The sequence below is a fragment of the Bacteriovorax sp. As-1 genome, assembly GCF_058446905.1.
In genome coordinates this window covers 2,039,607-2,057,257 of the sequence record NZ_CP184341.1, presented here as the reverse complement: position 1 = coordinate 2,057,257, position 17,651 = coordinate 2,039,607, and the positions used below count along the sequence as shown (strand labels likewise).

Genomic DNA, 17,651 nt, shown 5'->3' with positions numbered 1-17,651 from the left:
TAACCTAAAAACTATTCATCAGTTGAAAGAACAGCGAGGAACGCTTCTTGCGGAACCTCTACAGATCCTACCATTTTCATGCGCTTCTTTCCTTCTTTTTGTTTTTCTAGAAGTTTGCGCTTTCGTGAGACGTCACCACCATAACACTTGGCAAGTACGTTCTTACGCAGGGCCTTGACTGTTTCTCTTGCAACTATTTTAGCACCAATTGCGGCTTGTACTGCAATATCAAATTGTTGGCGATCAATTAATTTTTGAAGTTTCTGCACAAGGTCACGACCTTTATAGAAAGAATTGTCGCGGTGACAAATAATCGACAGGGCATCTACCTTGTCCCCGTTCAATAAAATATCTACCTTAACCAGGTCAGCCTCTTTGTAATCTCTGAACTCGTAGTCCATCGAGGCGTACCCTTTCGTTAAACCTTTCAACTTATCGTAAAAGTCAAAAACCATTTCTGATAATGGAAGATCGTAAATAACTTGAACGCGGTCTTCAGTAATGTATTTAATTTGATCCTGAATCCCACGGCGCTCTTCACATAGAGTGATCATGCGTCCTACATATTCGTTAGGAACGTGGATCGACAGACGAACCATTGGCTCAGAAATAGATTCAATCTCTCCAACTTCCGGCATCTCTGACGGGTTAGAAATCATCAGGTCTGTTCCATCAGTCTTCACAACTTTGTAACTCACCGACGGAGCTGTCGAGATCAAGGCCAGACCAAACTCGCGCTCTAGTCTTTCCTGGATAATGTTCATGTGCAGAAGTCCTAAGAACCCACAACGGAAACCAAATCCAAGAGCGGCCGAACTCTCCGGCTCATATGTAAATGAAGCATCGTTAAGAGCAAGTTTCTCAAGAGCTTCTTTTAGATTTTCATAATCAGGAGACTCAACAGGAAAGATACCACAAAAAACCATGGGTTTGACTTCAACGTATCCAGCGAGATTTGGAGTCTCTTTTTTGTTGGCATGAACAACAGTGTCGCCAATATGAACGTCACGAATAGTTTTAATACCACAAATTACCATCCCTACTTCACCGGCCGTTAATTCATCAAGCTCAGTGAAAAACGGTGAGTTCACCGCTAATTTTAAAACTTCGTATTCCTGGCCTCCGGCCTTAAGGAAAATCTTCTCGCGTTTTTTTAATGTTCCTTCAACCACTCTCACCAGAATAACTACACCCTGGTACACATCAAACCATGAATCGAAGATCAGGGCCTGAAGAGGGTTGGTTGATTTTCCAGTTGGCGATGGAATCTTCTGAACGATTTGTTCTAACAAACCTTCAATCCCGATTCCCGATTTTGCCGAAACTTCACAAGCATCACTTGTGTCGATTCCGATAATATCCTCAACTTCCTTCTTCACTCTTGGAGCATCGGCGTGAGGTAAATCAATTTTGTTAATAACTGGAAGGATCTCCAGGTTGTTGTCGATGGCCATATAAACATTGGCCAGAGTCTGAGCTTCCACCCCTTGAGAGGCGTCTACTACCAGAAGAGCTCCATCACAAGAAGCTAAAGAGCGCGAAACTTCGTATGAGAAGTCTACGTGGCCCGGAGTATCGATCAAATTGAAATAATAAGTATTGCCATCCTGCGCCTTATAAGGGATACGAACAGCTTGGGCTTTAATGGTAATTCCGCGTTCGCGCTCTAGATCCATGTTATCGAGTAAGCGGTCTTTTTTCTCACGATTTGAGACGGCGTTTGTTGCTTCCATAATACGATCAGCGAGAGTCGATTTCCCGTGGTCGATGTGAGCAATGATAGAAAAATTGCGAATAAATTTTTGATCCATAAATCCCTAAAATTAAAGATAGCAATCACCATATCATTAGATACTTAAAAATTGAATTTATTATACGAAACTTAGGGCACCTTTCATGAAAAACGAGTTCGAAATCCAGCATATTGATCCTATTGGGCAAGGCGTTTCTAAACAAGAAGGCAGTGTAACCTTCATAAAAAAAACCCTGCCAGGGGAAAAAGTCACTGCGGAAGTGTTCTCTTCGAAGAAAGGGGTTCAATTTGCTAAGCTTTGCGACGTATTAACTCCATCACCAGAGAGAATTGCACCACTATGCCCGCACTACAACGAGTGTAATGGCTGTGATTTCCAACACACTAGTTACGAAAAGGAACTTGAATACAAAAAAGCAGCTCTGGCACGCCATATGTTCAAATTCCCGGAAGTGCCAGTGACTGTTCACGGGGCAAAAAGAAGACTTTCATACAGAAATCGCATCCAGCTTCACTATGACAAAAAGAAGAGACAGCTCGGTCTTTTAAACTATAAAAACGAAATCATTCCAGTTCCTGAATGTAAGATTATCGAGCCAAGTGTCGCTTATGAACTGCGCGCTCTTTACGCTGCTGAGAACTGGTTAAAGCTAGTGACAAAAGAGCCGGTTTCCGGCCACATTGAGCTTTATTCAAAAGACAATCACACTGGCGGACACAACGTAAAAGTGTCAGTGAATTACCCATACGCCAATGGCGGCTTCACTCAAGTAAACGCAGAAATGAATGAGCGCCTTCGCGTTTGGATCGAAAAAAAGGCCCTTGAAATCATTCCTCCAAAGGCCGTCGTGTACGATCTTTTCGGTGGAAATGGAAACCTGAGCGTGAAGTTTAAAAACCCGACACTCGTGGTGGATAAGTACCGCACAACTCCTCAGGCTTCGGCCCACCAGAAGTTCTTTTCTCTCGATTTATACGACCAAAACGCTGTAAGAAGCCTCATCGCTCTTAAAAAAGACGGTTACCCTCGTCCTGATTGGTTAATTATTGACCCTCCTCGCTCTGGATTAAAAAATTTACAAGATTTTTTAAATGAATTTAAACCTGCTGGATTTATCTTCATTGCCTGTGAAGCGACTAGTTTCACTCGAGACACACTGGGTGCCTTGAACAATTACGATCTTCAGAGTGTGGAAATATTCGACCTTTTCCCTTCAACACAGCATTTTGAAACAATCGGGATATTTACAAGAAGAGCTTAGAGCGATTAAAATAGACTCATATCTTAATGGATTGAGATGTGAGGATCCCCATGCTAAAAAAAGCGTTATATTTAACTCTTACAACACTTGCTGTAACTTCTTGTTCAAGCAATCAACTAAAAGATCAAACTGTTGAAGAAAAAAAGGCCGAAGTTTATTACGGTCGCGGAACAGAAGAACTCATTTCTAAAAATTATGGTCCGGCCTTAACCTACCTAACTCAGGCCAGAGATTTAAATCCAAAAGATTCACAAATCAGAAACAATCTTGGAATGGCCTACTATTTCAGAGAGCAGCCGGTTCTTGCTGAAGCTGAACTAAAAGAAGCTATTAACATCGATCCAAAAAACAGCGACGCCAGAATTAACCTTGGTTCACTGTACATGGAAAAAAACAGATTCAAAGAAGCACGCGAGCAATTTGAACGCGTAGAAAAAGACCTGACATTCAACAATCAATTCAGAAACTACTACAACCTGGCCATGCTTTCACTTAAAGAAGGCGACAGACGTTCAGCTTTTGAATACCTGGCAAAATCAGTGAAAGAAAGAGAAGACTACTGTGCTGCTCACTACAAGCTGGGAGAAATGTATGCGGAAGAATACCGCTTCTCTCAGGCGCTTGAATCATTTAGAAATGCCGGAAAAGGAACTTGTGTAAAAGAGCCTGCTCCGTACTACCAACAAGCGCTAACACTTATCAATTTAAATAAACCAGCAGAAGCAAAAAGAAAGTTACTCGAAATTACAGACAAGTTTCCATCAACTCGTTTTAGCTCGATGGCCGTTGCTCAACTTCGCAAGCTGGAAAGTATGCCGGAAGGCCAATCATCAACCAGAGCCTCTCAGACTGAAGTGATTAAAGAATCACGTGCAGTCGAGACTCCGAACTTTTAAGAAACTATGACGGAAGAAAACAATACACCTGAAAATGAAATCAACACAACGCCAGTACAAGAAACACCTGTACACGTTGAACCAAAACTGACGATCGGACAACTGATCAAAAAAAGCAGAGAAGATAAGGGACTTAGTTTAAAAGTTATTTCTCAGCAAACGAAAATCCACATTGGACTACTTGAAAGTCTGGAAGCTGACGAATTTGAAAAACTTCCAAGCAAAGCTTATGTCCGTGGTTTCGTAAAATCGACATCAAAAATCCTGGGCATCAACCAAGAGATGGCCCTTGAGCTTCTTGATACTGCTTACGCTAAAAGTGCACCTCAAATGCACCATCCTGTTCCCAATCAGGAAATGAAAACGGAAGCTGCAAGAAACACTCTTTCGGCAATTACGACAACTCCACTGGAAACGGTAAAATCAGTAACAGCTTCTTCAACAGTTTTTCTGGCGAAGTCAGCAGTCGTTATCCTGATTGTAGGGATTGTTGGATTCAATGTTAAAAACTTCCTGGAAAAGTCTTCTGAAGAATCAGAAGTAAAACTCCCAGAAGTTCTCTCTACTCTTCACAAGAAAAAAGCACCTGCCCCTAAGCCGGTTGCTAAAGTTGAACCAGTTGAACCCAAAAAAGAAGAGCCGATTCAAGTTAACTTAATTCAGGATAAAAATCCAAAACCTGCAGACGTCACTGTTAATGATATTAATCTTTCAACGATCTCTATTGCTGAAAAGCAATTCGCTGAAGAAAAAATGGAAAAAGAGCAATACGATGAACTTCTTCCGGCAAAGTATCGCATTCAACCAACGAAAGGCCAGGAAACTGTCTTTATCAACGCCAGCGAAGGAGACTCGTGGCTGACATACAAAGTTGATGACAAAGAAATTAAAAAGTTTGTTTTACGCCAGGGAAGAACTCTTTTCCTAAGAGGTTCTTTAATTCGCCTGTTCGTTGGGAACACTCGTTCACTAAAGGTTTTCTACAACAACAAACCGGTGAACCTAACAGCTGGAGCAAAAGGTGGAGTGAAAAACATCGTTCTTCCGGAAGAAATGAAAACGAAGTACATGGCACCACTCTTTGTTTTCCAGGATGACGGCTCTGTTTTAACGAGTGATGAATACTTAAAAGTTAACCAGAAGAAAACGCCAACTCCCCCACCGGCACCGGCGGCCGAAGCTCCAAGAACTGATGGACGCAAAGTTAATAATATCTAACTTATCCGACCCAATCTAATTTTCGATAATAATAAAGAGAAATACATAACAAGAGGACACTAGGTGAAAAGCTCGCAAGAGCAGCACCTATTGCTCCTCTTTGTGCCAAGCTGATCAGAAAGAAATAAAGACCATAATACCCAAGCAGAATTAAAATAGCACGGATCGTGTTTCCACTTCCTCCGCCTCTTCCTTTTTTGATTCCTAAAGCAAAACCCAAAAGCACAAATAAGATAATTTGCGGAAGAGTAATGAAGCGTCCGTAGTATTCGATTTGAGACTTCGTAATCGACTTTTTAGCCTCTTTTCTGATTTTTGTCTCATCTTCATTTTTGGCCGGAGTTTGCATCATGTAGTTGTAGTCTCTCAGCCTATCCTCGATAGTCTTATACAACTCTTTATTAGTCTTCATACTATCTTTATCTAAACTGCTCGAGACAAAGTCGGCGTTAAAGATGGGAAAATCATACTGCTCAAATAGCACCTTCTCTACCTGATCCCCATCGCCATTGATCTTGGTGATATTCCCGTCTCTCAAGTGAAGCCTTAAGCTAGGGGCCTGTTGTTCGTCGGCATAAAGTTTTACCAGCGAACCTTTCTTAGCAAAGATGATTCTCTGCTCTGTTCCTGACTTATCTTTTAAGTGAAGGAAGACCTCATCAAAATTGTCTCCATTCTCTGACACGTCCTCAGCAAACAGCGTTGCATTTGGAATGTCGGTAAAGAATTGTCCTGATTTAATACTGGTCAGCATCCCCGTTGATGTCAGGCGCAGGATGGTATTCTTAAAGTTAGCGTTGGCCTTAGGAATATAAACACTATTAAGTGAGAAAATCATTCCTCCAATAAGTAAACTTACCAGAAGAAAAGGAAGATAAATCTTAAGCTTCGTGATCCCAAACGAGCGCATAGCAATGATCTCAGAGTCTTCGCTTAGCTTGTTCAAAGTATAGATAGTCGCGAAAAACACGGCCAATGGTGTCGCAAGAGGAAAAAACGAAACACTTAAATTAGAGACCATCCCTAAAACTGTTCCGATTTCAACTCCCTTATTCACAATAAGCGAGATGATCCTAAACATATAGAAGGTAATGAGGAACGCCACGAAGAACACAAAGCCTATGGCGAACGGAGGGATAAAATTTGCTGCTAAATACCTAGTGGTTACTTTTAACATAGACTGTGCTATTTTAGCCTGAATACTTTTTTTTAAACATCAAAAACATAGGAATGTATCGATGAAAATTAATTTAAGCTTCGCACCAACATCCGCTGAACTCAATGTTTATTCTTGTTTTAACAAGACACAGGAAGAAAAAGCGGCAAAAACAACAAAGACCTCTAAAAAAGCTCCAGCATCTAAAGCAAAAGCTGAAAAAGTCCTGGTCCACTCTCACTGGCCGGAAGAAGTTACTGAAGCTTTCGAGCACGCAGTAGCTAGCAAACACTACAAAGGTGAAGTTGGAGAAACTTTCGCCCTAACACTGGTTAACGGACAAAGCGCAATCATCCTTGGCCTTGGCGACAAAAACAAAGTCACTAAAGAAACTCTAAGACGCCAAATCGCGCACATCTATAAAGCAGTGTCTGGAAGATATGAAGACATGAACCTTCACCTTGATGGGTTCCTGCTAAAAGGTGAACAAGAAGAATCACTAGCAGCGATCGTTGAATCTCTTCACATGACTTCTTACGTTTTCGACCGTCACCTTTCAGCTAAGAAAACAGCTAAGCTTCAAACGATCAACCTGGTTACAAGCGAAAAGAAAACAGCTCAGAAGAAATTCGAAGCTACTATCGCTGAAGCTTCTAAAATTGGTGAGTCTATCACTGTAGCTAAAAACTTTGTTAACGAAGCACCAAACATCCTTAACTCTGAAACATACGCAAAAGAAATCGAGAAAGACGCTAAGTCACTTAAGAACGTAAAAGTAAAAGTTCTTGGTGTACCAGAACTTAAGAAAGAAAACATGAACATGTTCCTTTCTGTAAACGCTGGTTCAGCTTACGGAGCTCGTCTTGTTCACTTAACTTACACTCCGAAAAAAGCGACATCAAAAACTCGCCACATCGCTCTTGTAGGAAAAGGATTAACTTTCGATACAGGTGGATACTCATTAAAGCCAGGGGCTTCAATGATGAACATGAAATTCGATATGGCAGGATCTGCAACTGTATATGCTGCTTTTAGAGCCGCAGTTCTTCTAGAGCTTCCAGTTAAAATTTCTTGTTACCTTGGTATGACAGACAACGCTGTTAACGAAAAAGCAACTATGCCAGATTCAATCGTTAAAGCCCGCAATGGAAAAACTGTTGAAATCCTAAATACAGATGCTGAAGGACGTTTAGTTCTTGGTGACGTTGTTAACTACGCTTGTGATGATAAACCAGATGCACTTATCGACGCTGCTACTCTAACAGGAGCAATCCTAGTTGCACTAGGAAATGAAGTTTGTGGTCTATTCTCAAACGACCAAAAGCTTGCTGACGCTCTTTTAAAATCAGCGAAGAACTCTGATGAGTATATGTGGCAACTTCCAATCATCGACGAACACAAAAATGATATGAAGTCAGTGGTAGCTGACCTGAAAAACATCGGTGGCGCAAGCTTCGGTGGATCTGCTAAAGGTGCTGCGTTCATTGAAGCTTTCATTGAACCAGGTATCTCATGGGCCCACTTAGATATCGCTGGTATCGGTGACTCTCAAGGACACCTTCCATACTGTTCTGCTAAAGGAGCTTCTGGCCTCATCATCAGAACTCTAGTTGATTACTTAAGATCACAATCTAAATAATGAGCAAATTTAAGATCGTATTAGTTGCGCCTGAAATTCCCGGAAACACCGGGAGTATCGGGCGCACTGCGGTCGCTCTCGACCTCGAACTCATTCTTATTAAACCACTTGCTTTTGATATCGACGAAAAGGCCGTCAGGCGCGCCGGACTCGACTACTGGAAATACGTTCAGTTAAAAACCTACGAGAACTGGGATGAATTTATTGCGGCCGAAAAACCAGCTGCCGATAAAATGTTTTTGTTTTCACGTTTTGCAACGAAGACAATTTTTGAGACGAAGATTACTAAAGATAGTTATCTGATTTTTGGTTCGGAAACAAAGGGGCTTCCCCAGGCGATTAAGGACCAGTTCTCTTCCCAGCTTATAACACTTCCCATGAACTCTGAGCATATCAGATCGCTCAATCTCTCTAATGCCGCTACGGCCGCGGCCTATGAAGCTTTAAGACAGATCGATTTTAACTAGAAAAATATAAGTAATAACAAGAGGTTACGAGCGTGTGCATGCTACTGCAAAATAGTCATGACTATTTTGCAGTACTGTGCAATAATGGAGGCATGGATAGATCAATTACAAACTCCCTAAAGCTTGACCTCAATTCTAAAATCGTTCTCTTAAGTGGCCCAAGACAAGTCGGAAAAACGACATTGTCTAAGAATCTCGCTCTAGAATTTGAATATCTTAACTTTGATGATTCTGAATTGAGAAAAATCATAATGAATCGAGCATGGAGACGAGATGTCGATTTAGTTATCTTTGATGAACTTCACAAAAAACCGAAGTGGAAATCATGGATCAAAGGCATTTATGATACTGAAGGAGTAAAACCAAGAATTTTAGTAACGGGCTCAGCACGCATGGACGTTTTTAAAAAAGGCAGTGATTCACTTGCCGGAAGGCACTTTAACTACCGTTTACATCCATTTAGTGTCGCTGAATTAAAAGACCAAATGCCTGCCGCAGAATCCCTCGTAAGATTAATGAAAGTCGGTGGTTTTCCAGAGCCTTTTCTCAACGGAGAAGAAGATTTTGCCAAGAGATGGCGATCAACCCATATCGACAGAATCATCAAAGAAGATCTTTTAGAGCTAGAGCAAGTAAGAAATCTCAAACTTATCGAAGTTCTTATCGACTTACTTTCAGACAGAGTTGGCTCTTCAGTGAGCTACAGCTCACTCGCAAGAGACTTGGAAATTTCACCTCATACTGTAAAAAAATGGATCGGCATTCTAGAATCACTCTATGTCATTTTTGTCGTTCCTCCTTATTCAAAAAACCTGGCACGTGCAATCTTACGTGAACCTAAAATTTATTTTTATGACAACGGAAGAGTCAAAAATGATGAAGGTGCACGCTTTGAAAATATCGTAGCAAATGCCCTGCTTCGAAAATTACATTTGGGACAAGACTTAAAAGGTGAAAAATCTCAATTGTACTACATTAGAGATAAGGAAAAACGTGAAGTTGATTTTCTAACTGTGATTGATAATAAATTAATAGACCTGGTTGAAGTTAAACTCTCTGATGAAAACTTATCGACCAGTCTTAGTTATTACAATGAAAAACTGAAGCCGGCCATGCCGGCCCAGATCGTTTACAATCTAAAACGAGAGCAATTGAAAAATGGTATTCCATTAGTTAGGGCAGAAGACTGGCTCTTGAAACAATAGTTTTACTTTGTTTATCATTAAATCAAGCCGGGACAAAGCCCGGCCTAAAAGTTCATTTTTTTAATTAGCTTCTTGGTTTTGGCAACACACAACCTGGAATACTCAAGTCAATGTTGAAATCTGGACGAAGACAGCTGTAGATATTGAAAGTTTGCTGCCCGTATTTTTTATCGCGAAGAACCGTGATTGTCCCCTGCTCGTTAACTTCGCATGGGTTGTTCATTGTACACTTCTTTCCGTTTTCGTTGGCCGTGTTGTTGATGGCGATAACTGAACGAGTTCCGCGAGCGATAATTGGTGAACCAGATGTCCCACCAACTGTTGCACATCCGTCTGTATAGCGGATTGAATCCTTCATTGTGTACCCTTCTTCTTTTAACATGAAGATGAATGCATCAATAGCACAGCTATATCCGCGCTCCCAGTATCCAGAAACGATATCAATATTTACACCTTCGAACGGTCTAACAGCATCAAGAGTGAAAGATTCGATTTTGTATTTTGACATGATTGAATCGTATGATTCAGAAAGCTCATAAAGTGCGATATCTGTATCAGTCATTGTTCCATAAAGCACGCGAGTAGCTTTAACCGGGAACGTTTTCATTTCTTTGTTGAAGATCTTCATGTCGCGAGAAACAGACTTGTTATAAATAACTTCACCTGGTTTCATCATTCCACCGAAAACTCCTGAAGAGTAACAGTGACCGTTAGTTAAAACGATTGCCTTAGAAGATGTCGGTTGTCCCTGGAATCTGATTAAAGACCCTGAGCAGTTATTGAGCTTGATGATACCTTCGAAATCATAAGCTAAAGCATCAGTTGATTTTTCAGAATGAACGATAGTTGTCTTTAGAGCATCAAATGGAGCTGTAGGAAAAGCGAATGCAGATTGAGCAAGAGCGAACGTTGCCAGCGTTAATAGAAATTTCATAAAACCATCCTTGGATTATATTTCTTGTGAAGTTAATCATAGGATTGATGCTCTGACTTTGTAATCCAACAAAATATCTCTTTTGGCGCTTAAAATAAAAAAAGCCGGGCGTTAACCCGGCTTTTTTATTAAAAATCTATTCCTAAGATTTTCGATTAGAACTTGTAAGTAACACCAACACTAGTTTCTAGGTTAGCAAACGAAAGTGTTCCCACTTTTGTGTTTGCTGTACCAATAGTGTTAGTTGTCCCGATAAGACCATCAACTGAAAGTTGACCGAAAGTAAGAGTTGCACCAGCATTTACAGCTGTAGAGTTTGCAAGAGTCTTCTTTCCAGATCCACCGTAGATTTGAGAGATAAGAGTACTTGCTGCTTTGTTTAAGCGAGTCCCTGTAGCTCCGTAGTTGGTTACGTTTTTGTTGTCTTGTTGACCCCAAATGTTTTGAACTACTGATCCACGAAGAGTTAACCACTCAGTTGCCTGAGCTTCGTACCCGATTATAAGCGGAAGAATGATGTGACGGATTTCACCTTTGTTAGTAAACTTTAAGTTGATATCAGTTTTCTTAGCTGCAAAAGAGTAGAAAAGTTTATCAGTTGTGTTTACGTCTGTGTGAGATCCCCATCCAAGATAGTAAGAAGTGAAATCACCTTTTACTGTACCTTGCTGTCCACCGATACCAGCTTGTTGAGCTCCAGAGTAAGCGAAGCTATCACTTTGCTCCCATCCGTAGTGCTTAACATAACCGAAAGCTCTGTTGTTTCCTGAGATCACGTATGATCCACCAGCGTGAATACCAAGTTTTCCTTTGAATTCTTGGCTTACAGTTGTGTTTACTGATCCAAGAGCTGCACCAGTAGTAATTGTCTCAGATGCTTCTGACTTACTGTTAAGAGATACGTTTAAGTGAGCATCCCATCCAGATCCGATAACACCACCGCGAAGTGAAATACCAGAGTCTTTCGACTTTCTTGCATCATCTTTTCCGAAAGTTAGAACTGGGTTTACAGCCCACTTTAATTCATTTCCACCACCAAAGAATAAATCTAGTTGGTTGTCAGATGTAGCCAGCATTTTTGAAGCTGTACCAGTGTTTGGAAGAGCCGTTGTACCGTTCATTACTGCGATTGCAGATGTACCAGCTACTCTTAGAAGTGAAGAAGTGTTTGACTCGTTTCCGAAGTATAGACCGTAAACATAGTCTCCATGCTTCTTAAAAACCCCACCTTGAGCCTTTGGGCTTAAAGCATTGTTGTTAAGAGTTGCAGTTGTTGCTCCACCAGCTGAAGCGTATTGACCTACAGATCCCCACTCGAAAATCGCTTGGTCGTTGTATAGGTTAATGTAAGCTGGGTTTAAGAACATATTGCGAGCGTCTGAAACGTGGTACATACCTTCGTTATCAGTTTCGTTCATACCTAAAGCTAGAAGTCTAGCTTGAGTGGCCATTGCCGATGTAGAGATAAGTGATAGAGCACTTACGATTAATAAAGATTTTTTCATTGCAGGGTTCCCCTTTAAGCAAATTTGTCTAGTTTAAAAAAAAGTTAAAAAAAAGGCCCACCGTAGTGGGCCCCATTCAATTCAGTTAAGAATTAGAAGTTGTAAGTTACGCCAACTCTTGTAAGTAGGTTAGATGTTGAAAGAACACCAGTTTTTGATGTTGCATTGTGAGTTCCATCACCTTTAGTTGTACCAATTAGACCGTCAACAGCAAGCTTACCGAAGTTAAGAGTAGCTCCACCGTTTACAGTTGTTGTGTTTGCATCTGAAGACTTGTTAGCTCCAGCTTTTCTGTTGTTTAGGATTACGTTTTGTCCTACTGATCCACGAAGAGTTAACCATGAAGTTGCGTCAGCTTCGAATCCGAAAGTAACAGGTAGTCCCATGAATTTATCTTTTGTAGCTGTTTTTTCAACAGTGTAAACAAAAGAAGCGTCAGCAAGTACTCTTGCAGTTGGGTTGATTTCCCAAATACGTCCAGCACCAACTCTTACTTCAGTTGTTTTTGTAGAAGAAGTAGTTGCTCCTACTTTTTCTTCAACTTTTCCGTTAGAGAATTCACCGAAGAAAGTGTATCCAGACCAGTCATATGATCCACCAACTGTGAAAGATGGCTTTACTTTGTACTCGTCACCAGCAGCAGCTCCACCTTCTGATTTGTCAGCGATGTCAACGTTAGCGTACCCTTCAGCAGCTCCCATTACCATACCAAGACCTACACCGTAAGCAGAGTTTTTCTTCTTAACAGCTGCAGTGTCATCTTTTCCAGATGCATAGTGAAGACGAGCTCCCCATTGCATACCAGCGTCACCACCTAGGAAAAGGTCAAGAGCGTTGTCTTGATCTAGGTAAGCAGCTGGACGATCGTTAACACCATCGTTTCCAAGGTATAGACCGTAAGCTAGAGATCCAGCGTCTTTAAAGAATCCACCTTCAGCTCTTGGAGCAGCTTGAGTATCAGCGTCTACGTTCGCTCCCCACTCAGTTACTACGAAGTTTTTGTGTGTGTTGATTGTAGCTGCGTTTCTGAAAACGTTAGCCTTGTCTGAAACGTAAAGGCCAGCAGCTCCGTTGTATCCGCTTAAAGCTTCTAATCTAGCTTTTGATGCGAATGCGTTTGTTGATAGTAGTGCAAGTCCTGCAATTACTAATGCGCTCTTTTTCATTCAATCTTCTCCTTGAAGTTAAACTAAGTATGTTAATACTTGTCCTAATAAATCACGTCTTTCATTAAATGTTGTGAGCAGTCGATTCTTTTGTCAACATACCCTAGTCAAATTTTTTCGTATGGTTAGACTGAATGACGAGGGCACGCATCACCCCATTTAGGTCTTTCTTGGAATATTCGAATGTATAATTAGCACACTGCTCGCTCGTTACCGGCGCATTGACTCCAATGAAAAATAGATTTTTCATTTCGTTTTTGCCGCTCTCTAAACTTTTGGCAAAAAGCTCATCGTCAATTTTAAGACACCCAATTTCTTGCTCCAATGCGATGTGTTCATGGCTTTTAATTTTTAAAAAATTATCAAAAATCTTCTCCATACTCTTCTTTAAAAGACGAATTATTCTTGAAACGTCTTCTTCCGACATCAAATGATCTTCCATAAAGTGCATGAATTCGATTTCCTGCCCGTCTTTAGAGGCCCTAAACTCTCCCACAAAATGCCCCCAATCATGGGTATAACTTAAAGGGATGAAAAGCGTCTCTTTCATATCTGAAAGTGGAGTTTTATCGAAGACAAACTTCACAAAGAGGGCCGAAGAAGTCTTAGTGGTTTCACAGAACTCCATAAATCTGTCAGAAAACTCACTCTTTTCAGAATAAAACTCCATATAATGATAAGGAGAAAGCCCAAAATAAAGGAACTCGCAGTGAAATTCAGTTCCGTTGATACATTCAACGATGAATCCTTCGTTTTCCCTTTTAATAGACTTGATTTTTACCTGGTAAGCTTCCTTATTAATCCCTTCCAGGTATTCATCAGAATGAGGGATGTTTTTAAAGATTTGTTCATAGTCCGGAGTGATTTGTCCGCCCGTATAAAACTCTTCATCGTACTTCAGGACTTCAGACTTACTTCTTCCACCAAAACTCTTCCACGTCATATCTTTATAAAAGAGAGCATTCTCCGTCGTTTCAGTACGGGCGATATCCGGGAATGTTTCGTTGAAGAATTTCTTATTCACTTCTCCTCGGATCGTACTTGGTCCTTTTGGCAGAAGATCTGAGCGCAAAATAGCATCCTGAGAAAGCAGGCGTACCTTGTCATCTCCATGGGCTTTTTTCAGATCGTTGTATAAGGAAAGAGCGAAGATATCTTTTCCAACCACCAGGTATGGAGTTGTGATGCTTTCTTTTTCAACAACCGCAATTTTCTTAAGTTTATGAAGATCTTTAAAGGCCATAGATATTTCCTTGAGAAGGGCACTCGGGAATTATTTTAAAAACAAAGTGTACTTCAAAGAAAATAAGACTGGGAAGAGGTTTTAAAACGAAAAATGGCCCCAGAGGGGCCATTTTTATAAGAGAAAAATTTTATTTAGATTACTTGATAACTAATTTTACGCCCGCATTAACTTTTTTCGATTTTTTGCTAAGGACGTCTCCGTTCGACGCTATTAACCGCTTCACTGATATTCCGTGTTTTTGTGCTACGGTGAACAGTGTTTCTCCCTTTTTTACGGTGTAATAGCGCATAGGCTTTTTTCTAGCTGCATACCTCTTTGCTCTGTAAGCGCGGCTGTTCTTTTTCAAAACTTCACGACGAGGTTTTTCAAATAAGTCAGCGTAAAGGTTATTCGACGGGCTTACTAGCTCTCCATCTCTGAATGGAAGTTTAACCACATCTCCTGGCTGGAAACGAGCGCCTTCTGAAACATTGTTCAGACTGGCAATAACATAGTCTTTTCTGATCTTAAATTTCTTTGAAATCTGAGCAAGTGTCATGCTCTTCTTCCCACCTACAACATATTGCTGGAAGTTCGTCGCAATCAGGTTTGTCTTTGCACAACATTCTGCGAATTTCTCAGCTGTGTTTGGTGGAAGTCTTAAACGGTACTCTGCAATGTTCGGTGGAGTGAACCAACGAAGAACTTCAGGGTTTAGACGTTGCATTTCTTCGAAATCAACTCCCATTAGCTCAGATAGTTTCACTAAGTCTGTTGCTGCTGGAACTGTTACTTCATCAAAATCTAGAGGCTCGTGGAATTCAACGTCATCAAATCCAAATGACTTCAGGTTTTTTCCGATGATTGCCAGGGCCATAATTTTTGGAACGTAGTTTTTCGTTTCAGCTTTTAGATACTTTCCTTTCGTTAAGTGCCAGAAGTCCTCAGACTTGTACTTTTTAATCGCACGTCCAAGCTTCCCTTCACCAGCGTTGTAAGCAGCAGCTGCAACTTCCCACTGTCCGAAATCATCGTAAAGTTTTGTTAAGTATCTTGCCGCTGCAACAGTTGCCTTAATTGGGTCGCGGCGTTCGTCGCGGTACCAATCTTGTTCAAGACCATAAAGTCTTCCAGTGTAAGGCATGAACTGCCACGGTCCAACAGCGGCCGCCCAAGATTTTGCCACGTTGTTGAATCCACTTTCGGCCATAGCTAAGAAAATAAGATCGCGTGGAAGCCCGTGCTCTTCAAGGATCGCTCCTAGGATCGGCGCATATCTTCCCGCTCTTTCAGTGTAACGTTCAAAGAAAGGACGCCCTCTGTTTAGGAAGTAATCCATCCACTTTTTAACCTGATCGTTGTAAACAACCGGGATATCAAAGTAATTATTTTCAAGGTTCAGCTCTTCTGCACCTTCAAGATAATAAGTTTTTCCCTTATAGTTTCCAAGACCATCCAGAGTTGAAGCTCCAGTGATCATTGACTTTGATTGAGCTTTGGCAATCTTCGCACTTTCTTCTTCGTCGATTTTCTTATCTTGCTCAGTGTAATCCGTTTTCTTCAAACGCAGATAAGCTTCACGGACACTTTCAGATGCAAAACCATCTTTAGCGGCAACGTGAGTTGTCGTAGCTTTCGGTGTTTGAGTTGTAGAGGCACATGAAGAAAGGATAAGAGCGGCCGCAAGAAGAGATAATTTAGAAGAGGCAGATTGAATCAGTCGGTCTTTTTTCATAAATTTATCATCCTGATGAAGTCACAATAGGTGATCCAACGCTCCTGTTGAATCGAGCACAGATACAAATAAAAGTGTAACCTTAATTCCCTCAAAAAAAAAGTTTTTTCCCGGCTAGTGCGAAAATAAAGCTCCGCTTAAAATGGTCGAATGTACAACCAGTTTACAAAATATCTTTCGCTTATGCTGTTTTTAGCAGGGATTTCGATCGTAGCGAAGGCCGAAATAAAATCTCCAAACTACGATTTTAATCTGGCGGTTATTGAATCATTTTTCCCCGGCAAAGGGATCGAAGAAGCTAAAAAAGACAAAGCAATCAAGTCTGATATTTTTGAAGACAACGGCAACATTAAAATCTGGAGATTCAAGGTTAACAAAAAATCCTACATACTCGACATCTATGCTCAGGTTAAGGACGACAAGATCACCGATATGTATGTGCGTCTTCCCCAACACTTTTCCCACGACCAGGTTTTAGCAGATTTACAAAAGCGCTATAAAAAACAGGATAAATACGTCAACAAGGACATGAATTCCCTTTACGTATGGATGAACCGCGATGGCAATAATGTCATCTATCACGGTTCGTGTTCTATAACTTGCTTTCCAATGTTTGTGGAAGTGGTGAGCACAGATAAAACCGTCACACCACTCTATCAGAAATTAAATGAAGCTTTGCCTAAATGGTAACGTTTCTTTTCTTCGCGTAAATGCCTACGCCCACACCTACGATAATCATTAAGAAACAAAGAATCTGACCCATTGTTAAAAAACCAAAGTAATACCCAAGCTGTGTATCTGGTTCGCGGTAGAATTCAACAATAAAGCGGAAGATTCCATAAACAGCGATAAAGGCCGCAGAGATCATCCCGTATACTTTTACTTTTGATTTCATCATCCACAGAATAATTGAAAGCACGATTCCTTCCAGGACTGCTTCATAAAGTTGTGATGGGTGTCTTGGGGCCAATCCTCCACCGTTTGGAAAGATAATCCCAACCCATGAAGTTGTCGGACGCCCATACAACTCTCCGTTGATAAAGTTCCCCATTCTTCCAAAGAATAACCCTTGAGCTCCGGCCAGTGCGATACTGTCCATAACCTCAAACCATGTCAGCTTATTTTGTCTTCCGAAGATATAGCCACCAACACATAGACCAGCGAGGGCTCCGTGGAAGCTTAGTCCTCCCTTCCAGACCGCTAAAAGCTCCATCATGTGATCGGCGTAATAATCCCAGTTGTAAATGAAGACGTAAGCAAAACGAGCACCGATAAACATACACACGATCATCGTGGTAATCAGTGAATCAATTTTTGCTTCTTCAACTTTAAAGAAATTGTCTTTGACTAATTTTTTTAACAGAACGCCGGCGATGATAAAACCGACAACATACATCAATCCATACCAACGGATCTGCAAACTTCCTAGATCTAAAATAACTGGATCAAGATTGTGAACGTAATGAGAGCCCATATATTATCTCTTTTTA

At 40.9% G+C, this 17,651-nt stretch carries 15 protein-coding genes; 7 read left to right on the top strand and 8 right to left on the bottom strand.

Annotated elements, in window-relative coordinates:
* Window positions 1-11 precede the first annotated feature (11 nt).
* Window positions 12-1,811: a translation elongation factor 4 gene (gene lepA / locus ACN20O_RS10385; protein WP_491633876.1), complete on the bottom strand. Its 1,800-nt coding sequence runs from the start codon at window positions 1,809-1,811 to the stop codon at window positions 12-14.
* 85 nt (window positions 1,812-1,896) lie between these two features.
* On the opposite strand from lepA, the gene ACN20O_RS10380 reads away from it, so the two are divergent.
* Genes ACN20O_RS10380 through ACN20O_RS10370 form a run of 3 tightly spaced genes read left to right on the top strand, consistent with a single transcriptional unit; the run spans window position 1,897 to window position 5,129 of the window.
* Window positions 1,897-3,015 (top strand): class I SAM-dependent RNA methyltransferase, encoded by a 1,119-nt coding sequence (locus tag ACN20O_RS10380; RefSeq protein ID WP_491633875.1) that lies wholly within the window; start codon window positions 1,897-1,899, stop codon window positions 3,013-3,015.
* 50 nt (window positions 3,016-3,065) lie between these two features.
* A complete protein-coding gene (locus tag ACN20O_RS10375) occupies window positions 3,066-3,911 on the top strand; it encodes a tetratricopeptide repeat protein (protein WP_491633874.1) in 846 nt (281 codons plus the stop codon).
* A 6-nt stretch (window positions 3,912-3,917) separates the two neighbouring features.
* Window positions 3,918-5,129, top strand: coding sequence for a helix-turn-helix domain-containing protein (locus tag ACN20O_RS10370; RefSeq protein ID WP_491633873.1), 1,212 nt, complete (start codon window positions 3,918-3,920; stop codon window positions 5,127-5,129).
* Window position 5,130: 1 nt separating this feature from the next.
* Here the strand turns inward: ACN20O_RS10370 and ACN20O_RS10365 are convergent, their stop codons facing one another.
* Window positions 5,131-6,306 carry an LptF/LptG family permease gene (locus ACN20O_RS10365; protein ID WP_491633872.1) on the bottom strand — a complete coding sequence of 392 codons (1,176 nt, stop codon included), beginning with the start codon at window positions 6,304-6,306 and terminating at the stop codon, window positions 5,131-5,133.
* A 61-nt stretch (window positions 6,307-6,367) separates the two neighbouring features.
* On the opposite strand from ACN20O_RS10365, the gene ACN20O_RS10360 reads away from it, so the two are divergent.
* The 3 genes from ACN20O_RS10360 to ACN20O_RS10350 all read left to right on the top strand — a co-directional run bounded on the left by ACN20O_RS10360 (window position 6,368) and on the right by ACN20O_RS10350 (window position 9,596).
* Window positions 6,368-7,924, top strand: a complete 1,557-nt coding sequence (locus tag ACN20O_RS10360; protein WP_491633871.1) for a leucyl aminopeptidase family protein — start codon at window positions 6,368-6,370, stop codon at window positions 7,922-7,924.
* Window positions 7,924-8,391 carry a tRNA (cytidine(34)-2'-O)-methyltransferase gene (locus ACN20O_RS10355; protein WP_491633870.1) on the top strand — a complete coding sequence of 156 codons (468 nt, stop codon included), beginning with the start codon at window positions 7,924-7,926 and terminating at the stop codon, window positions 8,389-8,391. The genes ACN20O_RS10360 and ACN20O_RS10355 overlap by 1 nt, the downstream gene beginning before the upstream one ends.
* A 92-nt stretch (window positions 8,392-8,483) precedes the next feature.
* Window positions 8,484-9,596: an ATP-binding protein gene (locus tag ACN20O_RS10350; RefSeq protein ID WP_491633869.1), complete on the top strand. Its 1,113-nt coding sequence runs from the start codon at window positions 8,484-8,486 to the stop codon at window positions 9,594-9,596.
* 64 nt (window positions 9,597-9,660) lie between these two features.
* Here the strand turns inward: ACN20O_RS10350 and ACN20O_RS10345 are convergent, their stop codons facing one another.
* The 5 genes from ACN20O_RS10345 to ACN20O_RS10325 all read right to left on the bottom strand — a co-directional run bounded on the left by ACN20O_RS10345 (window position 9,661) and on the right by ACN20O_RS10325 (window position 16,161).
* A complete protein-coding gene (locus ACN20O_RS10345; RefSeq protein ID WP_491633868.1) occupies window positions 9,661-10,530 on the bottom strand; it encodes a trypsin-like serine peptidase in 870 nt (289 codons plus the stop codon).
* A 155-nt stretch (window positions 10,531-10,685) separates the two neighbouring features.
* Window positions 10,686-12,035 carry a PopA family porin-like outer membrane protein gene (locus ACN20O_RS10340; RefSeq protein WP_491633867.1) on the bottom strand — a complete coding sequence of 450 codons (1,350 nt, stop codon included), beginning with the start codon at window positions 12,033-12,035 and terminating at the stop codon, window positions 10,686-10,688.
* 92 nt (window positions 12,036-12,127) lie between these two features.
* Window positions 12,128-13,201 carry a PopA family porin-like outer membrane protein gene (locus tag ACN20O_RS10335; RefSeq protein WP_491633866.1) on the bottom strand — a complete coding sequence of 358 codons (1,074 nt, stop codon included), beginning with the start codon at window positions 13,199-13,201 and terminating at the stop codon, window positions 12,128-12,130.
* 103 nt (window positions 13,202-13,304) lie between these two features.
* The gene (locus ACN20O_RS10330; RefSeq protein ID WP_491633865.1) at window positions 13,305-14,444 is read right to left on the bottom strand and encodes a hypothetical protein; all 1,140 of its coding nucleotides are present in this window, start codon (window positions 14,442-14,444) and stop codon (window positions 13,305-13,307) included.
* Window positions 14,445-14,583: 139 nt separating this feature from the next.
* Window positions 14,584-16,161, bottom strand: coding sequence for a lytic transglycosylase domain-containing protein (locus tag ACN20O_RS10325; RefSeq protein WP_491633864.1), 1,578 nt, complete (start codon window positions 16,159-16,161; stop codon window positions 14,584-14,586).
* Window positions 16,162-16,311: 150 nt separating this feature from the next.
* Between ACN20O_RS10325 and ACN20O_RS10320 the strand changes: the two genes are divergently transcribed.
* Window positions 16,312-16,851 carry a hypothetical protein gene (locus ACN20O_RS10320; RefSeq protein WP_491633863.1) on the top strand — a complete coding sequence of 180 codons (540 nt, stop codon included), beginning with the start codon at window positions 16,312-16,314 and terminating at the stop codon, window positions 16,849-16,851.
* Here ACN20O_RS10320 and lgt read toward each other — a convergent pair.
* Window positions 16,841-17,635 carry a prolipoprotein diacylglyceryl transferase gene (lgt, locus tag ACN20O_RS10315; RefSeq protein WP_102242214.1) on the bottom strand — a complete coding sequence of 265 codons (795 nt, stop codon included), beginning with the start codon at window positions 17,633-17,635 and terminating at the stop codon, window positions 16,841-16,843. The genes ACN20O_RS10320 and lgt overlap by 11 nt on opposite strands.
* Window positions 17,636-17,651 lie beyond the last annotated feature (16 nt).